Genomic DNA, 15,881 nt, shown 5'->3' on the forward strand with positions numbered 1-15,881 from the left:
TCACCCCTCCGGCCGCCGCCCGCCGGGTCCCCCGCGTCCCGGGCGCGTCGCACGGATGGGTGTGGACGGAGCTCCCCGGCACGACAGGCCGCCGGGGGGCTCGTAGCGTCGTGAGCGTCAGGGTCCCAGCGGCCCCGGCAAGGTGAACTCTCCTGCTGAGAGGCCGTGTCGATGCGAAACGACGCCCCCATAGCCAGCCTGCTCCGGGTCCACCGAGGCACCGCCGAACCCGAGGAACTGGCCGCGATCGCCGTCGTGGTCGCCTGCCTCGCGGGGCGGGCCGCCGCACTGGCCACCCGCCCCGCGCAGGACCGGCACCGCCGCCCGCGCCCGCGGCCGGTGGGCCACGGATGCTGGGCGGGGTGCTGGGCCTGCCGCTGACCCGTCCTGCCGCTCGGGAACGACCGGTCGGGAACGGCCGGTCAGGAGCGGCCGGTCAGGAACGCGCGAGCAGGAGTGACATCGCCTCCAGCAGCGCCGCCCGCGGATCCGCCGCGGCGCCCTCCGCACGCCAGGCCACGAACCCGTCCGGACGGACGAGCACCGCGCCGTCGGCCGGCAGCTCGTGCAGGGCGGCCCAGTCGGCGTCGGGCGCCTGGACCAGGTCGGCGTCGGGCGCCGAACCGATCGTGTAGGCGTCCAGGCGCGCCGACAGCTGCCGCGCCACCTCGTCCGCCGCGGCCCGCCAGGGCGTGCCCGGGGCGCTGAGCAGCACGAACGAGGTCTCGTACAGGTCGAGCGTGGAGATCCGCTCCCCCGCCCGGGTCAGCCACATGTGCGGTGCGCGGGTGCCGACGTCGCCGGCGAGGCGCATCTTCTCGGGGATGATCGGCCGGGTGGTGTCGCCGCCGATGACCGCGCCCTCGGGGTAGGCATAGCCCATGGCGGTGGTCAGCACGCCGCTGCCGGGGCCGCCGCCCATGGTGGGGGGCGGTACGTAGCCGGGGTGGCTGTGCTCGGCGGAACGGGCGGAGGCGCGTTCGCTGGTGGCCTTCGCCACCGGCAGCCGCTCGGCCTCGTACGTGTCGAGGAGGCCGGGGCCGGCGGAGCCGTTCAGGACCGCCGCGACCTTCCAGGCGAGGTTGTGCGCGTCCTGGATGCCCGTGTTGGAGCCGAACGCACCCGTCGGGGACATCTCGTGCGCCGCGTCGCCGACCACGAAGACGCGGCCGACGCGGTACTGCTCGGCGACCCGTTCGGCGGCGTGCCAGGGGGCCTTGCCGCCGATCTCGACGTCCAGGTCGGGCACCCCGATGGCCTCGCGGATCTGCGCCACGCAGCGCTCCTCCGTGAAGTCCTCCAGGGTTTCGCCGGTCTCCGGGTGCCAGGGGGCGTGGAAGACCCACTCGGTCTCGTTGTCCACCGGCAGCAGGGCGCCGTCCGCGCCGGGGCGCATCAGGTAGCAGACGATGAACCGCAGGTCACCGAGGGCCTCGGCGAGGTTCTGGGAGCGGAAGACGATGCTGACGTTGTGGAACAGCTCGCCGTTGCCGGTCTGGCGGATGCCGAGCGCCTCCCGGACGGGGCTGCGCGGGCCGTCGGCGGCGATCAGGTAGTCGGCGCGGACGGTGAGGTGCTCACCGGTCTCGCGGTTCTTCACCAGGGCGGTCACTCCCGTGGCGTCCTGGTCGAAGCTCATCAGTTCGGTGGAGAAGCGCACGTCGGCGCCCTGGGCGCGGCTCTGGGCGGCGAGGACCGGCTCGATGTTGTTCTGGCTGCACAGGCACCAGCCGGTGGGGCTGAAGCGGGCGAGCGCCCCGGAGGGGTCGACCGCCTTGATCAGCCACTTGTGCTCGCCGCCGATCAGCGCGTGGGTCTGCAGGATTCCCTGGTTGGCCTCCAGCGCGGAGGCCTCCTTGCGGATGGCGGGCTCGGCGCCCGCCGTCCGGAACAGTTCCATCGTCCGTGCGTTGATTCCTCGTCCGCGAGGGTGGACGGAGGTACCGGAATGCTTCTCGACCAGCAGGTGCCTGATGCCGTGACGGCTCAGGAACAGCGAGGTGGACAGGCCCACGAGGGAGCCGCCCACGACGAGGACCGGTACGCGAACATCGGCATGCTCTTCCATCAGCTGCGGGCTCCTGTTTCGTGTGGGGGGGCAGTGGTCGCCTTATGCCCCCGATGAGCCTCGATGCCCTGGTGATTCGCCTCTTGTCACCCGCTTGATCCGGAGATGTAGCGATCCGTACCCGGCCGGATGACGATGAGCGACAGCGGCGGACCCTCGGCCCCGCCGTCCCCGATCGCACGGGCTCCGGCCCCGCGGCCCCGGGCCATGGCAGCCGAAGACGCATGTGAGCGCGTTAGCGCCGGACTCCATGCCCTCACGAAGGAGTGAGCAGATGACAACCACCCTGTCCGAACGGGTGTCGCAGTCGGCCTTCGACGGCTCCATGCTCCGGGTCGTCCTCCTGATGGACCTGCACGAGGGGGTCCAGCAACAGTTCTTCGACGCCTACGAGCAGCTGCGGCACGACATCGCCTCGGTGCCCGGCCACCTCGGCGACCAGCTGTGCCAGTCCTTCGAGAACCCCTCGCAGTGGCTGATCACCAGCGAGTGGGAGAGCGCCCCGCAGTACCTCGCCTGGGTGAACAGCGAGGAGCACGCCGAGCAGGTCCGCCCGCTGGGTGCCTGTGCCCGGTCCATGCGCCCGCTGAAGTTCACCGTCCTGCGCGAGACGGGCAGGCGCTACGAGGCCCCCTCCGGGGCGGTCGCGGCCCGCCTCCAGGGCGCCCCCCGGCTGGGTGCGGGCATCGTGCGCCACGCCCTGACCTTCACGGTCAAGCCCGGCAGCGAGGAGAAGGTCGCGGAGATCCTGTCCTCGTACGCCTCGCCGGCCGCCCGCGTCGACGACCACACCCGGCTGTGCCGGACGTCCCTGTACATGCACGGCAACCGGGTGGTCCGGGCGGTGGAGGTCCAGGGCGACCTGATGTCGGCGCTGCGGCACGTGTCGGAGCAGCCCGAGGTGCGGGCCGTGGAGCAGGCCATCAATCCTTATCTGGAGCAGGACCGGGACCTGGGCGACGCCGAGTCGGCCCGGCTGTTCTTCATGAAGGCGGCCCTGCCGGCCGTCCACCACGTGGCGGCGCCCGGCCGGGAGCCGGAGCAGCTGCGCCGGCACGCGCTGTTCTACCCGGCCAAGCCCGGTTGCGGACCGCTGGTGGCCCGCTTCCTGGCCCGGCAGGACGAGGCCGCGGCGCAGCGGCCCACCAGTCCGGTGGTGAGCAGCACCGTCTTCCAGCGCGACGACATCGTGGTCCGGCTCCTCGACGTCACCGGCCCGTCGGACGGCGCGTTCGCCGCCGGGTTCGGCATCGAGGGCCCGCGCAAGGCGGCGGTACTGCGCCGGCTGCTGGCCGGGGAGCCCACGGCGGCCCCGGACGGCGCACCCCACCCCATGGACCTGATCACCGACCGTCGGGCTCCGGCGCAGTCCTGATCCGGACGGCCGCGGCGCCCCGCCGGCGCGGCCCGAGCAGCACCCCACCACCACCGGCAGCCCCACGTCCAGGCTCCGCATCCGCCAGGAGGAAGTCAGTCATGACCCAACATCACCCGCGCATCGTGGATCTCAGCGAGACGCAGCCCAACACCCGGCGCGGAGGTGACCTGCGCGCCGTCCTCACGCCGACCTCGGTGGGCTCGACCAGCGGTTTCATGGGGCTGGCCGTCATGGCTCCCGGGGAGTCGATCGCCGAGCACTACCACCCGTACTCCGAGGAGTTCGTGTACGTGGTGAGCGGCACCCTGGAGGTCGACCTCGACGGGGAAGCCCACCCGCTGCGCACCGACCAGGGGCTGCTCGTCCCGCTGAACATGCGCCACCGCTTCCGCAACGTCGGCTCCACCGAGGCCCGGATGGTCTTCCACCTCGGCCCGCTCGCGCCGCGCCCGGAGCTCGGGCACGTCGACACCGAGGAGGCTCCGAACCCGGAGGCCTCCGGGTGGGCGGAGCGCCCGCCCGAGCGTACGGGTGTGGTCTCTTGACCCGCCGGCGGGTGGCCGTCACCGGGGTCGGTGTCGTCGCGCCCGGCGGGATCGGCGCCGCCGCGTTCTGGGACCTGCTGTCCAACGGCCGGACGGCGACGCGGGGCATCACCCTCTTCGACCCGGCCGGGTTCCGCTCCCGGATAGCCGCCGAGGTCGACTTCGAGCCGACCGCACACGGCCTGGGCCCCGATGACGCGGCCCGGGCGGACCGGTACATCCAGTTCGCGCTGGTCGCCGCCCGCGAGGCGGTGGCCGACGCGGGGCTGGAACTCGACGGCGACACGGCGTGGCGCACCGGGGTCTCCCTGGGCACGGCCGTGGGCGGGACCACCCGTCTGGAGCACGACTACGTCGCCGTCAGCCAGCAGGGCGACTGGTGGGACGTGGACCACCGCCTGGCCTCCCCCTTCCTGCACCGCGCGTTCACGCCCGCCACGCTCGCTTCCGCGGTGGCGGAGCAGACCGGGGCGCGCGGGCCGGTGCAGACCGTCTCCACGGGCTGCACGTCCGGGCTCGACGCCGTCGGGTACGCCGTGCACGCGATACAGGAGGGCCGGATGGACGTGTGCATCGCCGGCGCCTCCGACTCGCCCGTCTCCCCGATCACCGTGGCCTGCTTCGACGCCATCAAGGCGACCTCGGCGAACAACGACGACCCGGCGCACGCGTCACGTCCGTTCGACGCGGACCGGGACGGTTTCGTCCTCGGCGAGGGCGGGGCGGTCCTGGTGCTGGAGGACCTGGAGCACGCCCGGGCCCGCGGCGCGACCGTCTACTGCGAGATCGGCGGCTACGCCACCTTCGGCAACGCCCACCACATGACGGGACTGACCGCCGAGGGTCTGGAGATGGCCCGGGCGATCCAGACGGCCCTGGCCCAGGCCCAGGTCGACGCCGGTTCGATCGACTACGTCAACGCGCACGGATCCGGCACCAAGCAGAACGACCGCCACGAGACGGCGGCCGTCAAGCGGGTGCTGGGCGATCACGCGTACAAGACGCCGATGAGCTCCATCAAGTCCATGGTGGGGCACTCCCTCGGCGCGATCGGGGCGATCGAACTCGCCGCCTGCGTCCTGGCCATGACGCATCACGTGGTGCCGCCGACGGCGAACTACGAGACCCCGGATCCGGAATGCGATCTGGACTACGTGCCGCGCACGGCCCGCGGCCACACCCTGCGCAACGTGCTGTCGGTCGGCAGCGGATTCGGCGGCTTCCAGTCCGCCGTGGTCCTGACCCAGCCCAAGGAGGTACGCGCGTGAAGAGCCGTACTGCCGGAAAGTCGGTGGTCGTCACGGGCATCGGGGTCGTCGCGCCCAACGGGATCGGCGCCGATGCCTTCTGGAAGGCGACCCAGTCGGGCCAGAGCGTCCTCGACCGGGTCACGCGGGAGGGGTGCGAGCACCTGCCGCTGCGGGTCGCGGGCGAGGTGCGGGGCTTCGAGCCCGGCGCCCTGGTCGAGGACCGCTTCCTGGTGCAGACCGACCGTTTCAGTCACTACGCCCTGGCCGCGGCCGACCTCGCCCTGGAGCACGCCCGGCTGGGCCGGGCGGACTACGAGGACGACCCGTACGCGGTGGGCGTGGTCACCGCCGCGGGTTCGGGCGGCGGCGAGTTCGGGCAGCGCGAGCTGCAGCGGCTGTGGGGGCAGGGCCCCCGCTACGTCGGCCCGTACCAGTCGATCGCCTGGTTCTACGCGGCCAGCACCGGCCAGGTCTCCATCCGGCGCGGGTTCAAGGGCCCGTGCGGGGTGGTCGCCTCCGACGAGGCGGGCGGGCTCGACGCCTTCGCGCACGCCGCCCGGCAGATCCGCCAGGGCAGCCGGGCGATGCTCGTCGGAGCCACGGAGGCTCCGCTCGCCCCGTACTCGGTGGTGTGCCAGCTCGGGTACCCGGGCCTCAGCACCCGGGAGGAACCGGAGCGTGCCTACCGGCCCTTCACCGCGAAGGCGTGCGGGTTCGCCCCGGCCGAGGGCGGCGCGATGTTCGTGGTCGAGGAGGCCGCCGCGGCCGCGGCCAGGGGCGCGCCGGTGCGGGCCGTACTGGCCGGCCACGCCGCCACCTTCACCGGGCCGGGGCGCTGGGAGGAGTCGGCGCAGGGGCTCGCCCGCGCGATCCGCGGCGCGCTCGCGGAGGCCGGCTGCGCACCGGAGGAGGTGGACGTGGTCTTCGCCGATGCCCTCGGGACGCCGGAGGCGGACGCCGCCGAGGTCCGGGCGATCCACGACGCGCTCGGCGGGCACGGGGCCAAGGTGGCCGTGACCGCCCCCAAGACCGGTACCGGACGGGCGTACTGCGCGGCCGGCACCCTCGACGTCGCCTCGGCCGTCCTGGCCCTGGAGCACGGCGTCGTACCCCCCACGCCGAACGTCTTCGACGTCTGCCACGACCTCGATCTCGTCACCGGCAGCGCCCGGGTCGTGCCCGTACGGACCGCGCTCGTACTGAGCCGGGGCCTGATGGGCTCGAACGCGGCACTCGTCCTCCGCACAGGGCCCGAATCGCCCGCGTAGGGATCGGGACCCGTTCGTCAGGGCCGCGGCCTCCTCGGCGCGGCTCTCCGGAAGCAGGAAAGAGAGAAGGCACCCATGTCCGACCGACTGACCATGGAAGAGCTCGCGGCCCTGATGAAGACCGCGGGCATCACCGTCGACCCCTCCGAGATGGCGAACCGTCCGGAGTCGAAGTTCGACGAGTACGGACTCGACTCGCTGGGCCTGCTCGGCATCGTCGGCGAGCTCGAGAACCGGCGCGGACGGGCCCTGCCCACCGACGCCGACCGCTGCAAGAGCCCCCACGAGTTCCTCGACCTCGTGAACAACAGCCTGATGACCGGAGCCTGACATGCCTGGACACACCGACAACGAGATCACCGTCAACGCGCCCGTCGACGTCGTGTGGGACGTCACGAACGACCTGCCGAACTGGCCGGAGCTGTTCAGCGAGTACGCGACGATCGAGATCCTCGAGCAGAAGGGGAACACCACGCGCTTCCGTCTCGCCATGCACCCGGACGAGAACGGCGTGGTGTGGAGCTGGGTCTCCGAGCGGACCGTGGACCGCAAGGGCCTCACGGTGAAGGCCCGCCGCGTGGAGACGGGCCCGTTCGCCCACATGGACATCCACTGGGAGTACGGCGAGGTGCCCGGCGGCACCCGCATGCGCTGGGTCCAGGACTTCGCGATGAAGCCGGACGCCCCGATCGACGACGAGGGCATGACGCGGCGCATCAACCACAACTCCCGGATCCAGATGGAACTCATCCGGGACAAGATCGAGCAGAGTCAGCGCCGGGTCCGCACCCCCGTCGCCGACCGGCGCTGAGGCCCCGGCCGCACCCACCGAGACGAAAGGCAGCCCTCCCGATGCACCAAGCCCTCATCGTGGCCCGCATGCAGCCCGGTTCGGCGTCCGACATCGCCGATCTGTTCGCCGCCTCGGACGCGGGCGAGCTCCCCCACCTGGTGGGGGTCAGCCGCCGCAGCCTGTTCCAGTTCGGGGACGTGTACCTGCACCTGATCGAGTCGGAGAAGGACCCCGGCCCGGCCATCGCGCAGGTCACCGGGCACCCGGAGTTCCGCGACCTCAGCGACCGGCTCTCGGCGTTCATCAGCCCGCACGACCCGCAGACCTGGCGGGGTCCGAAGGACGCGATGGCGCACCGGTTCTACCGCTGGGAGCGGGAGGCCGGAAGGTAGTCCGTACGGGTGCCCTTGCCGCCGCCGGAACGACCGGGCGGCCTGGGCACCCAGGGCCGTGGTTCACCGCTCGTGACGGGAGAGATTCGGCAGGTAGTTTTTGAATGAATACCTGACTGAATTGCCGTCAACAAGGTTCCGCCTCATATCTCGATTCGATAACGACATCACCGAAAAGGCCTGGACCATTATCGTGCGACGCGCGTAACTCCCTTTGTTTTATTGGTCTTTGACAGTTCATCAGATTCATCCACAAGGTAACGGATAGATTTCTCGGATCCGTCTCCCGTTTGTCCGAATTCTTCTCGGCGTCCTTCTGGCAAGCTTCCGCGCACCCACCCCCCTCACATCGATTTGAGGTGCGCATGACAGCCAGACGCGCGGGCGGCCGACGCCGCAGACCCCGCGAGGACGGGCGCCGACCCCGCCGGCTCATACTCGTCACCGCCGCCGTGGCCGCGGCGGCGGTGATGGCGGGAGGCCTCGCCTACTCCGGGTTCGGCGACCAGGCCGAAGCGGTCCCGCCCGCCGTGGCCGCCGGACCCGGCGCCGGCTCCCCCGAGCCGGCCTCCGCACCCGCCAGGGACGCGGAACCGGCGCCCCTCGCGGCCAAGCCCGCGAACGAGGGCGCACGCGGAATGGTCTACGACGGCCTGGAGGCCGCGCCCAAGGAAGACCACTGCGCCGGTGTCTACCGCACGGACGCCGGCCACTGCACGCACGGCCCCGACGCGCCTCCCGGCGGCGTCGACATCAAGAAGGACGTCCAGCCCGCGGTACGGGCGAAGGCCCCGGCCGCCGACCCCGCCGCCCCGGCCACGGGCGACCCGGCCGCCACGGAAGGCGGCGGGCGTCCTCAGGACGCGCCCGCCGCCGCCGACGCCGGCAGCGCCAAGGCCGCGGCCGCCGCGGCGCCCGCACCGCCCGCCTCCGGAAGCCAGGCGGTCGCCGCCGGCCCGGCGGGACAGACCGTCCAGTGCGACGGCGACGGCAGCACCGGCAACCGCGTCCAGGTCGTGTACGTGCACGCCCCGGGCAAGGACCGCTACGCCGAGTACCTCGCCTCGTTCCGCAAGTGGGCCGCCGACGCCGACGTCATCTACTCGGCGAGCGCCAAGGAGACGGGCGGTGTCCGTCACATCCGCTACGTGACGGCCGCCGACTGCACCCCCTCGGTGCTCAGCATCGAACTGCCGCAGTCCGCGCTCGCGGAGTTCAGCGCGACCAACAAGGCGCTCGCCGCCAAGGGACTGGACCGCCGCGACCGCAAGTACATGATCTTCGCGGACGCGCAGGTCTACTGCGGCATCGGCACCTTCAACGGCGACGAGCGCCCGGGCCAGAACAACCTGAGCAACTTCGGCCCCTCCTACGGGCGCACCGACTCCGGCTGCTGGGGCGGCCACACCGCCGCCCACGAACTGGGCCACAACCTGGGCGCGGTCAACAACAGCGCCCCGAACACCAGCCGCGGCGCGCACTGCACGGACGAGTGGGACGTCATGTGCTACTCGGACACCCCGTACTACCCGAAGATGCGCAACGTCTGCACCAACCAGGCGGCGGAGAACATCCTGGACTGCAACCACGACGACTACTTCCACACCAGTCCCAAGGCGGGCAGCTACCTCGCCACCCACTGGAACATCGCCGACAACCAGTTCCTGATGCGCTCCGGCGGCGGCACGGACCCGGGTCCGAACCCGACACCGACGCCGACCGGCAAGCCCACCCCCACGCAGAAGCCGACGCCGACGCCGACCAAGCAGCCGACGGGCGGCCCGGCCGTGACCGCCGGCCAGGTCCAGGCGGACTCGGTGGTGCTGAGCTGGCCGAAGACCGAGGGCGCCGTCTGGTACCAGGTCCTGCTGAACGGAAAGCACCTGACCTGGGTGCAGTCCACGTCCCTGCGCGTCTACAACCTCCAGCCGGGTACCGCGTACACGGCCGCCGTGTCGGTGCGTGACGGCTCCGGCCGCGACAGCGGCGCGGGCAAGGCCGCCTCGTTCCGTACGGCGGACAAGGGCGGCGGCGCCACCACGCCGGGCACCCGCTACGTGCTCGGCAACGGCAGCACCGGCATGGCCGCCGAGCTGTGGGGCGGCCGCACCGCCGACGGCACGGTCCTCGTCGCCGGGCGCACCAACGGGTACGCGCAGCAGCAGTGGTTCTTCGACGACGCCGGTGACGGACTGGTCCGCATCCGGTCCGCGGTCTCCGGCAAGTGCCTCCAGCCGGGCGGCGCCCCGGCGGCGGGCATGTGGGTCGCGCAGCAGCCCTGCGGGAACTCCGGCGCCCAGCGCTGGAAGGTCTCCACCCGCGACGGCACGGTGACCGTCGCCGACCCGAGCGGCGGCTTCGCGCTCGCCGTGAGCGACCGGCCCTACTACGGGAACTGGCTGCTCGAACTCCAGCGCGCGGACGGCCGTCCGGCGCAGGTCTGGACGGCCCGCAAGGCCGGCTGACCACCCCCAGAACCGGCGGGCGGCCGTACTCCCCTGCGGCCGCCCGCCGCTCCCCCGTTCCTCCCGTTCTCCTCCCCCACGCTCCTCCGCTTCCCCCACCTCCCCCATCGCCCCCCCCACGCTCCCCTCCCGCTCTCCCTCATCACCTGGAGCACCGTGCCGATGCGCCTGCGTCCCCTCGCTTCCCCGACCCTGGCCGGACTCGGCCTCACCCTGCTGTGCCTGGTCCAGGGGGTCGTCCTGGCCGGACCCGTACACGCCCACGGAGACACCCTGAAGGTGGTGGTCACCGGTCAGCGCGACGGTCACGTCACCGCCGACGTCACGTGGGAGAACGACGGGGACCCGGTGGACGAGCAAGTCGCCGCCACCGTGAACGCGGTCAGCGCCGACGGCAGCCGGACCGAGGGCCCCTGGCGACTGGTCCGCGACACCGGCACGAAGGCCGGCTGGACGACGGCCGAGGTGCTCCCGCCCGGCACCTGGACGGTGAGCGTCGACGCGGGCTTCCCCGGACTGGGACACGGCCAGCGGGAGATCGGCGTGCCGGTGGTGGACCCGGCCCCCTCCACCGCACCGTCCACCGCGCCGTCCACCGTCCCCTCCGCCCCGGCCCCGGCGCCCGCGTCCGCGCGGTCCGCTTCGCCCGAGGCCGCGCCGTCCCCGCGGCCGTCCGCGCCCTCCCCGTCCGCGGCAGGGCCCACCGGCTCCACCGACAACACCGGCTGGTGGACCACCGCGGGCGTCGTGGGCATCGCCCTGGCCGGCGCCGCGGCCGGCGTGTTCCTGCGCCGCAGGCGCCTGTCGCGCCGCTGACGGAGTGTCTGCGGCGCCGCCGCCCGCGGGCCTTGCATGGTGGTCCCGGCGGCGGCCGCCGGCCCGGCGGCGCCCCGACGGCACACGACGGAACACGGCTGGGGACGGCACATGAAGGCAACGGACGTACTCGCGGACGGCTTCGGGCGCATCCACGAGGTGGTGCACGAGGTGGTCGACGGGCTGTCCCCGGAGGAACTGAACGCCCGGCTCGACCCGGAGGCGAACTCGATCGCCTGGCTCGTCTGGCACCTGACCCGGGTCCAGGACGACCACCTGGCCGACGCCGCGGACACCGAGCAGGTGTGGCGCTCCGACGGCTGGGCCGACCGGTTCGCGCTCGGCCTCCCCGCCGACGCGACCGGCTACGGCCAGACCGCACGCCAGGTCGCGTCGGTGCGCGTCGACTCCGGCGACCTCCTGCTGGGCTACTTCGACGCCGTCCACGAACGGACCCTGCGCTTCGTCCACGGCCTCGCCGCGGCCGACCTGGACCGCGTGGTCGACGAGCGCTGGGACCCCCCGGTCACCCTGGCGGTCCGCCTGGTCAGCGTCCTGTCCGACGACCTCCAGCACGCGGGCCAGGCCGCCTACATCAGGGGCGCCCTCGAACGCCGCTGATCGCGAGCGGTCTGGGCCCCGGTGTCCGGGTCAACGCGGTCGCGCCCGGCCGATCGACACCCCCTGGCACGACGGGGGACGTCCTCACCGTCGACGGCGGACGCCACGTCGTCGGAACGGCGCGCCGGTCAGAGCCCGGAGGCCCGCCGCCCGGGTCCCGTCAGGTCGTGCCGTTCAGGAAGCGGAGCACCGCGAGGACCCGGCGGTGCGCTTCCGCGGCCGGGGGGAGGTCGAGCTTGGCGAAGATGTTGTTGATGTGTTTGGCCACCGCGCTCTCGCTGACGAAGAGTCCGGCCGCGATCGCCGCGTTGGAGCGGCCCTCCGCCATCAGGGCGAGGACCTCCCGCTCGCGCGGGGTCAGCCGCTCCAGCGGGTCCGGCCCGCCGCGGCGCAGCAGGAGCTGTGCGACGACCTGCGGGTCGAGTGCGGTCCCGCCGGCCGCGACGCGGCGCAGGGCGTCCACGAACGCCTCCACGTCGGCGACGCGTTGCTTGAGGAGGTAGCCGATGCCCGCACTGGACGGGGCCGCGAGGAGGTCGGCGGCGTAGCGTTCCTCCACGTACTGCGAGAGCAGCAGGACGGCCGTGCCGGGGCTCTCGGCGCGGATCGCCAGGGCGGCGCGGACGCCCTCGTCGGTGAAGGCGGGCGGCATCCGGACGTCGATCAGCGCGAGGTCGGGCCGGTGTTCCCCGACGGCGGCGAGCAGCCCTTCGGCGTCGCCGGTCTCGGCGGCCACCTCGAACCCGGCCATTTCGAGGACCCGGACGAGTCCTACGCGCAGCAGGACGGAGTCCTCGGCGATCACAGCCCGCACGGCAGCTCCACGGTGATGACGGTCGGGCCCCCGAGGGGGCTGTTGATCAACAGTGTTCCGTCGACCGACCCTACGCGTTTGCGCAGGCCCACCAGACCAGTGCCGCCGGCCGGGTCCGCGCCGCCCGCCCCGTCGTCGGTGACGACCACCCGCAGCAGGTCGCCCCGCCGGCCCGGGACGCGGGCGACACGGACGGAACAGCGGTCGGCGCGGGCGTGCTTGGCGACGTTGGCGAGCGCCTCGGAGACGACGAAGTAGGCGACGGCCTCGACGGTGGGGTCCGGCCGCCGGGCCAGTTCCACCGACAGCTCGACGGGGAGCGGGGCGCGGGCGGCGATGCCGGAGAGCGCGGCGTCCAGTCCCCGGTCCTCCAGGACGGCCGGGTGCAGGCCCCGTACCAGGTCGCCCAGTTCTTCGATGGCTTCCTTCGCCTCGCGGTGGGCCTCGTCGATGACGGCCTTCGCCTGGGGTGGCAGGTCGTGGAGGGTGGCCCGGGCGATGCCGAGGTTCATGGCGAGGGAGACCAGCCGCTGCTGGGCGCCGTCGTGCAGGTCCCGTTCGATGCGGCGGCGTTCGATGTCGGCCGCGTCGAGCACTCCGGCCCGGCTTTCGGCGAGGTCCTCCACGCGGCGTTCCAGTTCGCGCGCCCGGTTGGGGCCGAGGAGGGCGAGCGCCGCGGAGGCGTCCAGGCGGGTGGTGAGCGCGGCCGCCCACGGCGTGGCGAGCAGGGTCAGCACGCCCGCGGCGGTGATCAGGTCGTAGCGGGCCGAGGTGTCGGGGCCGGTGATCACCCCGCCGGCGGGGAGCATCCACTCCCAGGCGTAGATGGTGACGGCGGCGGCGCCGGCGGCCCAGGCCACTGCGATCAGCGCGCCCGCGAGCGCGGCGAACGGGCTGACCAGCAGGTGGTAGCCGTACTGGCGCCAGGTCGCCTCGGAGCGCAGCCTTTCGCGCAGTCCGCGGACGGAGTTCCAGGGGTGGTGGCGCACGACGGGCGGTACGTCCAGGCCGAGCATGGTCCGCAGCCGGCTGCGCTGAAGGAACGTCAGCAGCGGGCGGAAGGCGAGGACGACGAGCAGGGGGAGCGGGGTGCGGGCCGGGGTCGCGGTCAGCACCACGAGTCCGAGGACGACGGGCAGGGCGGGCGGGATCGCCGCCACGGAGAAGGCGGTGTTGTGCCGGGCCCACACCGACCAGGGGGTGTGCGCGGCGATCCAGGTGTACGTACGCCTCAACGCGCCGCTGTATGCCATGACTCGTACGGTAATCGGACGTGCGGGGGGCCCTTCCACCACCCTGGTGCCCGGCCCGGGGTGTACCTGGCACCACCCCCGGTTCGGGCCGTGGAGCCAGTGATCTCGCCGGGGCGCGCGACGAGAGTGGTGGTGTGCCCGGGGGACGGTCCGCCGGGCAGGAAGGAGACCTCCCGTCATGACCCTCGTCGCCCCGCGGTTCCCGGCCCCGCGGTTCCCGCTCCTGCGGAACCGAGCCCTGCGGGGCGGGTCCCGCCCCCGCGCCGGCCGTCGCGGTCCGCGCCTGTCCACGGTGCTCACCGGGGCGGGGCTGGCGCTGCTGCCGTGGATGGTGGTGCTGGCCCGGACCGTGCCGCAGTCGGCGCAGGTGTCGAACTGGTCGGCCGCGTGGATCGGCCTCGACGCGATGCTGGCCGCAGGGCTGACGGGAACGGGGTTCCTGCTGCGCAAGGGGGATTCCCGGGTGTCGCCGGTGGCGGCGGCGACGGCCGCTCTGCTGGTGATGGACGCCTGGTTCGACGTGACGACCTCGGCCGGTACGAGCGGCCAGGGCCCGGCGCTGGTGCTCGCGGCCGCGGCGGAGCTGCCGCTGGCGGCGGTCTGCGCGGCGGTGGCCGTACGGCGTACCGCCTGACGGGCGGGGACGGGCGGGACGGGCGGGGACGGGCGGCGACGCGGGGGCGGGCGGACCCACCGTCAACTACGGCCCGTGCGTGCCCTTTTCCGTAGCTGACCTATCATCTGTTCGATTCTCGCGAGCCCCTGCCCGGGCCGGGGTCCGGGAAGTGATCCACGATGAGAGGGCAACGAGCACTTGCGTTTCACGGGCAAGCACCGCATAGCCATGGTCGCCGCCGCAGCGGCGGCGGTCTTCGGGAGCCTCCAGCTCCCTTCCACCGCCTTCGGCACCGAGGACACCGCACCCCCGACGGAGGCGTCGGTCCCGCTGGAGCCCTCGGAGGCTCCCGAATCCCACGCGGAGGACTCCGCCGCGTACACCGACGACGGCACGGCCTTCCGGGGCGGCGTCCTGTCCCTCGGCGTTCCGGGGGCGAAGCCCGCGGCGCGCACGGCCGCGGCCGCCGCGCCCGCACCGCCCGCACCGCCCCAGGGCGAGGGGTGGAAGCTGAGCGGCGCCACGAAGTGGCTGACGACCGGCTACACGGTCAAGTTCTACGACCAGAAGTCCGCGGACTGGCTGGCTCCGTACGTACGGGCCTCCGCCGCGGACCTCCAGCGCATCACGAACCTGCCGGTGAGCGTCGACACGAAGCCCGTCGGCTGGGACTACGTCAGGCCCAGGGGCGAGGTCGTCGTCGGCGTCCTGCCCCGCCCGTGCGTACCGCCGGCGGACGGCGGCACCATGGGCAACACCGGCTGGAAGGTCGTGCGGGACGGCTCGGGGACCGCGAACCTCAGCTGCGGTTTCACCAACGCCTCGCTGCCCGAGACCGTCACCAGCGGGCACGCCTACATCGACAGCAGCTTCTTCACCGCGGCCGGCAAGCCAACCGCCGCCATGGGCGAGACGTACATGCGCAACCACGTGAGTCACGAGCTCGGGCACACCTTGGGCCTGACGCACGCCAACCGCAGCCTGAACAAGAGCGATTGCGTGAAGGGCACCGACTCCGGCCAGTTCCCGGTCATGTGCTCACCGGCGTACGCGTACCAGGACAAGCGCGCGGGCACCTACGTCCAGCAGTTCGACCTACAGGGTCTGCGCCGCCTCGCGTCCGGCGCCGGAGCCGTGCTGTCCCCGCAGGGCAGGGTGTCGGGGCTCGGCGCCAAGTGCCTCGACGTCAAGGGCGGGAAGGCGGCCAACGGCACGCAGATCCAGCTCTACACCTGCAACGGCTCGGCCGCGCAGTCGTGGATCCTGGGCAAGGACGGTACGTTCCGCGCGTTCGGCAAGTGCCTGGACAACGCGCGCAACGCGAACACGAACGGCAACAAGATCAGCCTGCACGACTGCAACGGCTCGGCGGCGCAGCGCTGGTCCGTCAACGCGAAGGGGCAGATCGTGCACGTGGCGTCGGGCAAGGTCCTCGACGTGACGGGTGGCGCGACCGCCAACGGGACCGTGGTCCAGCTCTACACGGCGAACACGAACAAGCGCCAGGTCTGGACCGCCCCGAAGTAGCGCTCGGAGCTCGGTGATCCTGGGTGCCGGAGTCCCGGACACCCCGCAGAAGGCGGCGACGTACCTCGCGGCGGT

16 protein-coding genes are annotated in these 15,881 nt (G+C 73.0%); 13 read left to right on the top strand and 3 right to left on the bottom strand.

What is annotated here, in order from left to right; translation table 11 throughout:
* Positions 1-171: 171 nt before the first annotated feature.
* Complete coding sequence (locus ABZZ17_RS35095) at positions 172-381, top strand: acyl-CoA carboxylase subunit epsilon (protein ID WP_356882537.1); 210 nt, start codon at positions 172-174, stop codon at positions 379-381.
* Positions 382-436: 55 nt separating this feature from the next.
* On the opposite strand, the gene ABZZ17_RS35100 is transcribed toward ABZZ17_RS35095, so the two are convergent.
* Positions 437-2,068 (bottom strand): FAD-dependent monooxygenase, encoded by a 1,632-nt coding sequence (locus ABZZ17_RS35100; RefSeq protein WP_356882504.1) that lies wholly within the window; start codon positions 2,066-2,068, stop codon positions 437-439.
* A gap of 274 nt (positions 2,069-2,342) precedes the next feature.
* Here ABZZ17_RS35100 and ABZZ17_RS35105 point away from each other — a divergent pair, with 274 nt between their 5' ends.
* The 10 genes from ABZZ17_RS35105 (at position 2,343) to ABZZ17_RS35150 (ending at position 11,596) form a co-directional block, all read left to right on the top strand.
* Positions 2,343-3,443, top strand: a complete 1,101-nt coding sequence (locus tag ABZZ17_RS35105) for a SchA/CurD-like domain-containing protein (RefSeq protein WP_356882506.1) — start codon at positions 2,343-2,345, stop codon at positions 3,441-3,443.
* Between the two features lie 101 nt (positions 3,444-3,544).
* Positions 3,545-3,991, top strand: a complete 447-nt coding sequence (locus ABZZ17_RS35110; RefSeq protein WP_356882508.1) for a cupin domain-containing protein — start codon at positions 3,545-3,547, stop codon at positions 3,989-3,991.
* Positions 3,988-5,259, top strand: coding sequence for a beta-ketoacyl-[acyl-carrier-protein] synthase family protein (locus ABZZ17_RS35115; RefSeq protein WP_356882510.1), 1,272 nt, complete (start codon positions 3,988-3,990; stop codon positions 5,257-5,259). Before ABZZ17_RS35110 ends, ABZZ17_RS35115 begins: the two co-directional genes overlap by 4 nt.
* A complete protein-coding gene (locus ABZZ17_RS35120; protein ID WP_356882512.1) occupies positions 5,256-6,509 on the top strand; it encodes a beta-ketoacyl synthase N-terminal-like domain-containing protein in 1,254 nt (417 codons plus the stop codon). Before ABZZ17_RS35115 ends, ABZZ17_RS35120 begins: the two co-directional genes overlap by 4 nt.
* A 75-nt stretch (positions 6,510-6,584) precedes the next feature.
* Positions 6,585-6,839, top strand: coding sequence for an acyl carrier protein (locus ABZZ17_RS35125; protein WP_356882514.1), 255 nt, complete (start codon positions 6,585-6,587; stop codon positions 6,837-6,839).
* Between the two features lies 1 nt (position 6,840).
* On the top strand, positions 6,841-7,320 hold the full coding sequence (locus tag ABZZ17_RS35130; protein ID WP_356882516.1) for an SRPBCC family protein: 480 nt from the start codon (positions 6,841-6,843) through the stop codon (positions 7,318-7,320).
* A gap of 41 nt (positions 7,321-7,361) precedes the next feature.
* A complete protein-coding gene (locus ABZZ17_RS35135; protein ID WP_356882519.1) occupies positions 7,362-7,694 on the top strand; it encodes a TcmI family type II polyketide cyclase in 333 nt (110 codons plus the stop codon).
* Positions 7,695-8,059: 365 nt separating this feature from the next.
* Positions 8,060-10,159 (top strand): RICIN domain-containing protein, encoded by a 2,100-nt coding sequence (locus ABZZ17_RS35140; RefSeq protein WP_356882521.1) that lies wholly within the window; start codon positions 8,060-8,062, stop codon positions 10,157-10,159.
* Between the two features lie 162 nt (positions 10,160-10,321).
* Positions 10,322-10,975 carry an LPXTG cell wall anchor domain-containing protein gene (locus ABZZ17_RS35145; RefSeq protein ID WP_356882523.1) on the top strand — a complete coding sequence of 218 codons (654 nt, stop codon included), beginning with the start codon at positions 10,322-10,324 and terminating at the stop codon, positions 10,973-10,975.
* A gap of 111 nt (positions 10,976-11,086) precedes the next feature.
* Positions 11,087-11,596: a DinB family protein gene (locus ABZZ17_RS35150; RefSeq protein WP_356882525.1), complete on the top strand. Its 510-nt coding sequence runs from the start codon at positions 11,087-11,089 to the stop codon at positions 11,594-11,596.
* Positions 11,597-11,756: 160 nt separating this feature from the next.
* Here ABZZ17_RS35150 and ABZZ17_RS35155 read toward each other — a convergent pair whose 3' ends face one another.
* A complete protein-coding gene (locus ABZZ17_RS35155; RefSeq protein WP_356882527.1) occupies positions 11,757-12,410 on the bottom strand; it encodes a response regulator transcription factor in 654 nt (217 codons plus the stop codon).
* Positions 12,398-13,663, bottom strand: coding sequence for a histidine kinase (locus ABZZ17_RS35160; protein WP_356882529.1), 1,266 nt, complete (start codon positions 13,661-13,663; stop codon positions 12,398-12,400). The genes ABZZ17_RS35155 and ABZZ17_RS35160 overlap by 13 nt, the downstream gene beginning before the upstream one ends.
* 178 nt (positions 13,664-13,841) lie before the next feature.
* Here ABZZ17_RS35160 and ABZZ17_RS35165 point away from each other — a divergent pair, with 178 nt between their 5' ends.
* Both ABZZ17_RS35165 and ABZZ17_RS35170 read left to right on the top strand, forming a co-directional pair.
* Complete coding sequence (locus ABZZ17_RS35165) at positions 13,842-14,297, top strand: hypothetical protein (RefSeq protein WP_356882531.1); 456 nt, start codon at positions 13,842-13,844, stop codon at positions 14,295-14,297.
* Between the two features lie 180 nt (positions 14,298-14,477).
* A complete protein-coding gene (locus tag ABZZ17_RS35170; RefSeq protein ID WP_356882533.1) occupies positions 14,478-15,806 on the top strand; it encodes a ricin-type beta-trefoil lectin domain protein in 1,329 nt (442 codons plus the stop codon).
* Positions 15,807-15,881 lie beyond the last annotated feature (75 nt).

It is taken from the genome of Streptomyces sp. NPDC006512 (assembly GCF_040611935.1).
Classification (GTDB): Bacteria; Actinomycetota; Actinomycetes; order Streptomycetales; family Streptomycetaceae; genus Streptomyces.

Bases quoted from the DNA above. Each gene is read 5' to 3' on its own strand.
- ABZZ17_RS35110 (WP_356882508.1), top strand. From the start codon at position 3,545: ATGACCCAACATCACCCGCGCATCGTGGATCTCAGCGAGACGCAGCCC.
- ABZZ17_RS35150 (WP_356882525.1), top strand. From the start codon at position 11,087: ATGAAGGCAACGGACGTACTCGCGGACGGCTTCGGGCGCATCCACGAG.
- ABZZ17_RS35125 (WP_356882514.1), top strand. From the start codon at position 6,585: ATGTCCGACCGACTGACCATGGAAGAGCTCGCGGCCCTGATGAAGACC.
- ABZZ17_RS35095 (WP_356882537.1), top strand. From the start codon at position 172: ATGCGAAACGACGCCCCCATAGCCAGCCTGCTCCGGGTCCACCGAGGC.
- ABZZ17_RS35160 (WP_356882529.1), bottom strand. From the start codon at position 13,663: ATGGCATACAGCGGCGCGTTGAGGCGTACGTACACCTGGATCGCCGCG.
- ABZZ17_RS35145 (WP_356882523.1), top strand. From the start codon at position 10,322: ATGCGCCTGCGTCCCCTCGCTTCCCCGACCCTGGCCGGACTCGGCCTC.
- ABZZ17_RS35165 (WP_356882531.1), top strand. From the start codon at position 13,842: ATGACCCTCGTCGCCCCGCGGTTCCCGGCCCCGCGGTTCCCGCTCCTG.
- ABZZ17_RS35105 (WP_356882506.1), top strand. From the start codon at position 2,343: ATGACAACCACCCTGTCCGAACGGGTGTCGCAGTCGGCCTTCGACGGC.
- ABZZ17_RS35135 (WP_356882519.1), top strand. From the start codon at position 7,362: ATGCACCAAGCCCTCATCGTGGCCCGCATGCAGCCCGGTTCGGCGTCC.
- ABZZ17_RS35130 (WP_356882516.1), top strand. From the start codon at position 6,841: ATGCCTGGACACACCGACAACGAGATCACCGTCAACGCGCCCGTCGAC.
- ABZZ17_RS35140 (WP_356882521.1), top strand. From the start codon at position 8,060: ATGACAGCCAGACGCGCGGGCGGCCGACGCCGCAGACCCCGCGAGGAC.
- ABZZ17_RS35100 (WP_356882504.1), bottom strand. From the start codon at position 2,068: ATGGAAGAGCATGCCGATGTTCGCGTACCGGTCCTCGTCGTGGGCGGC.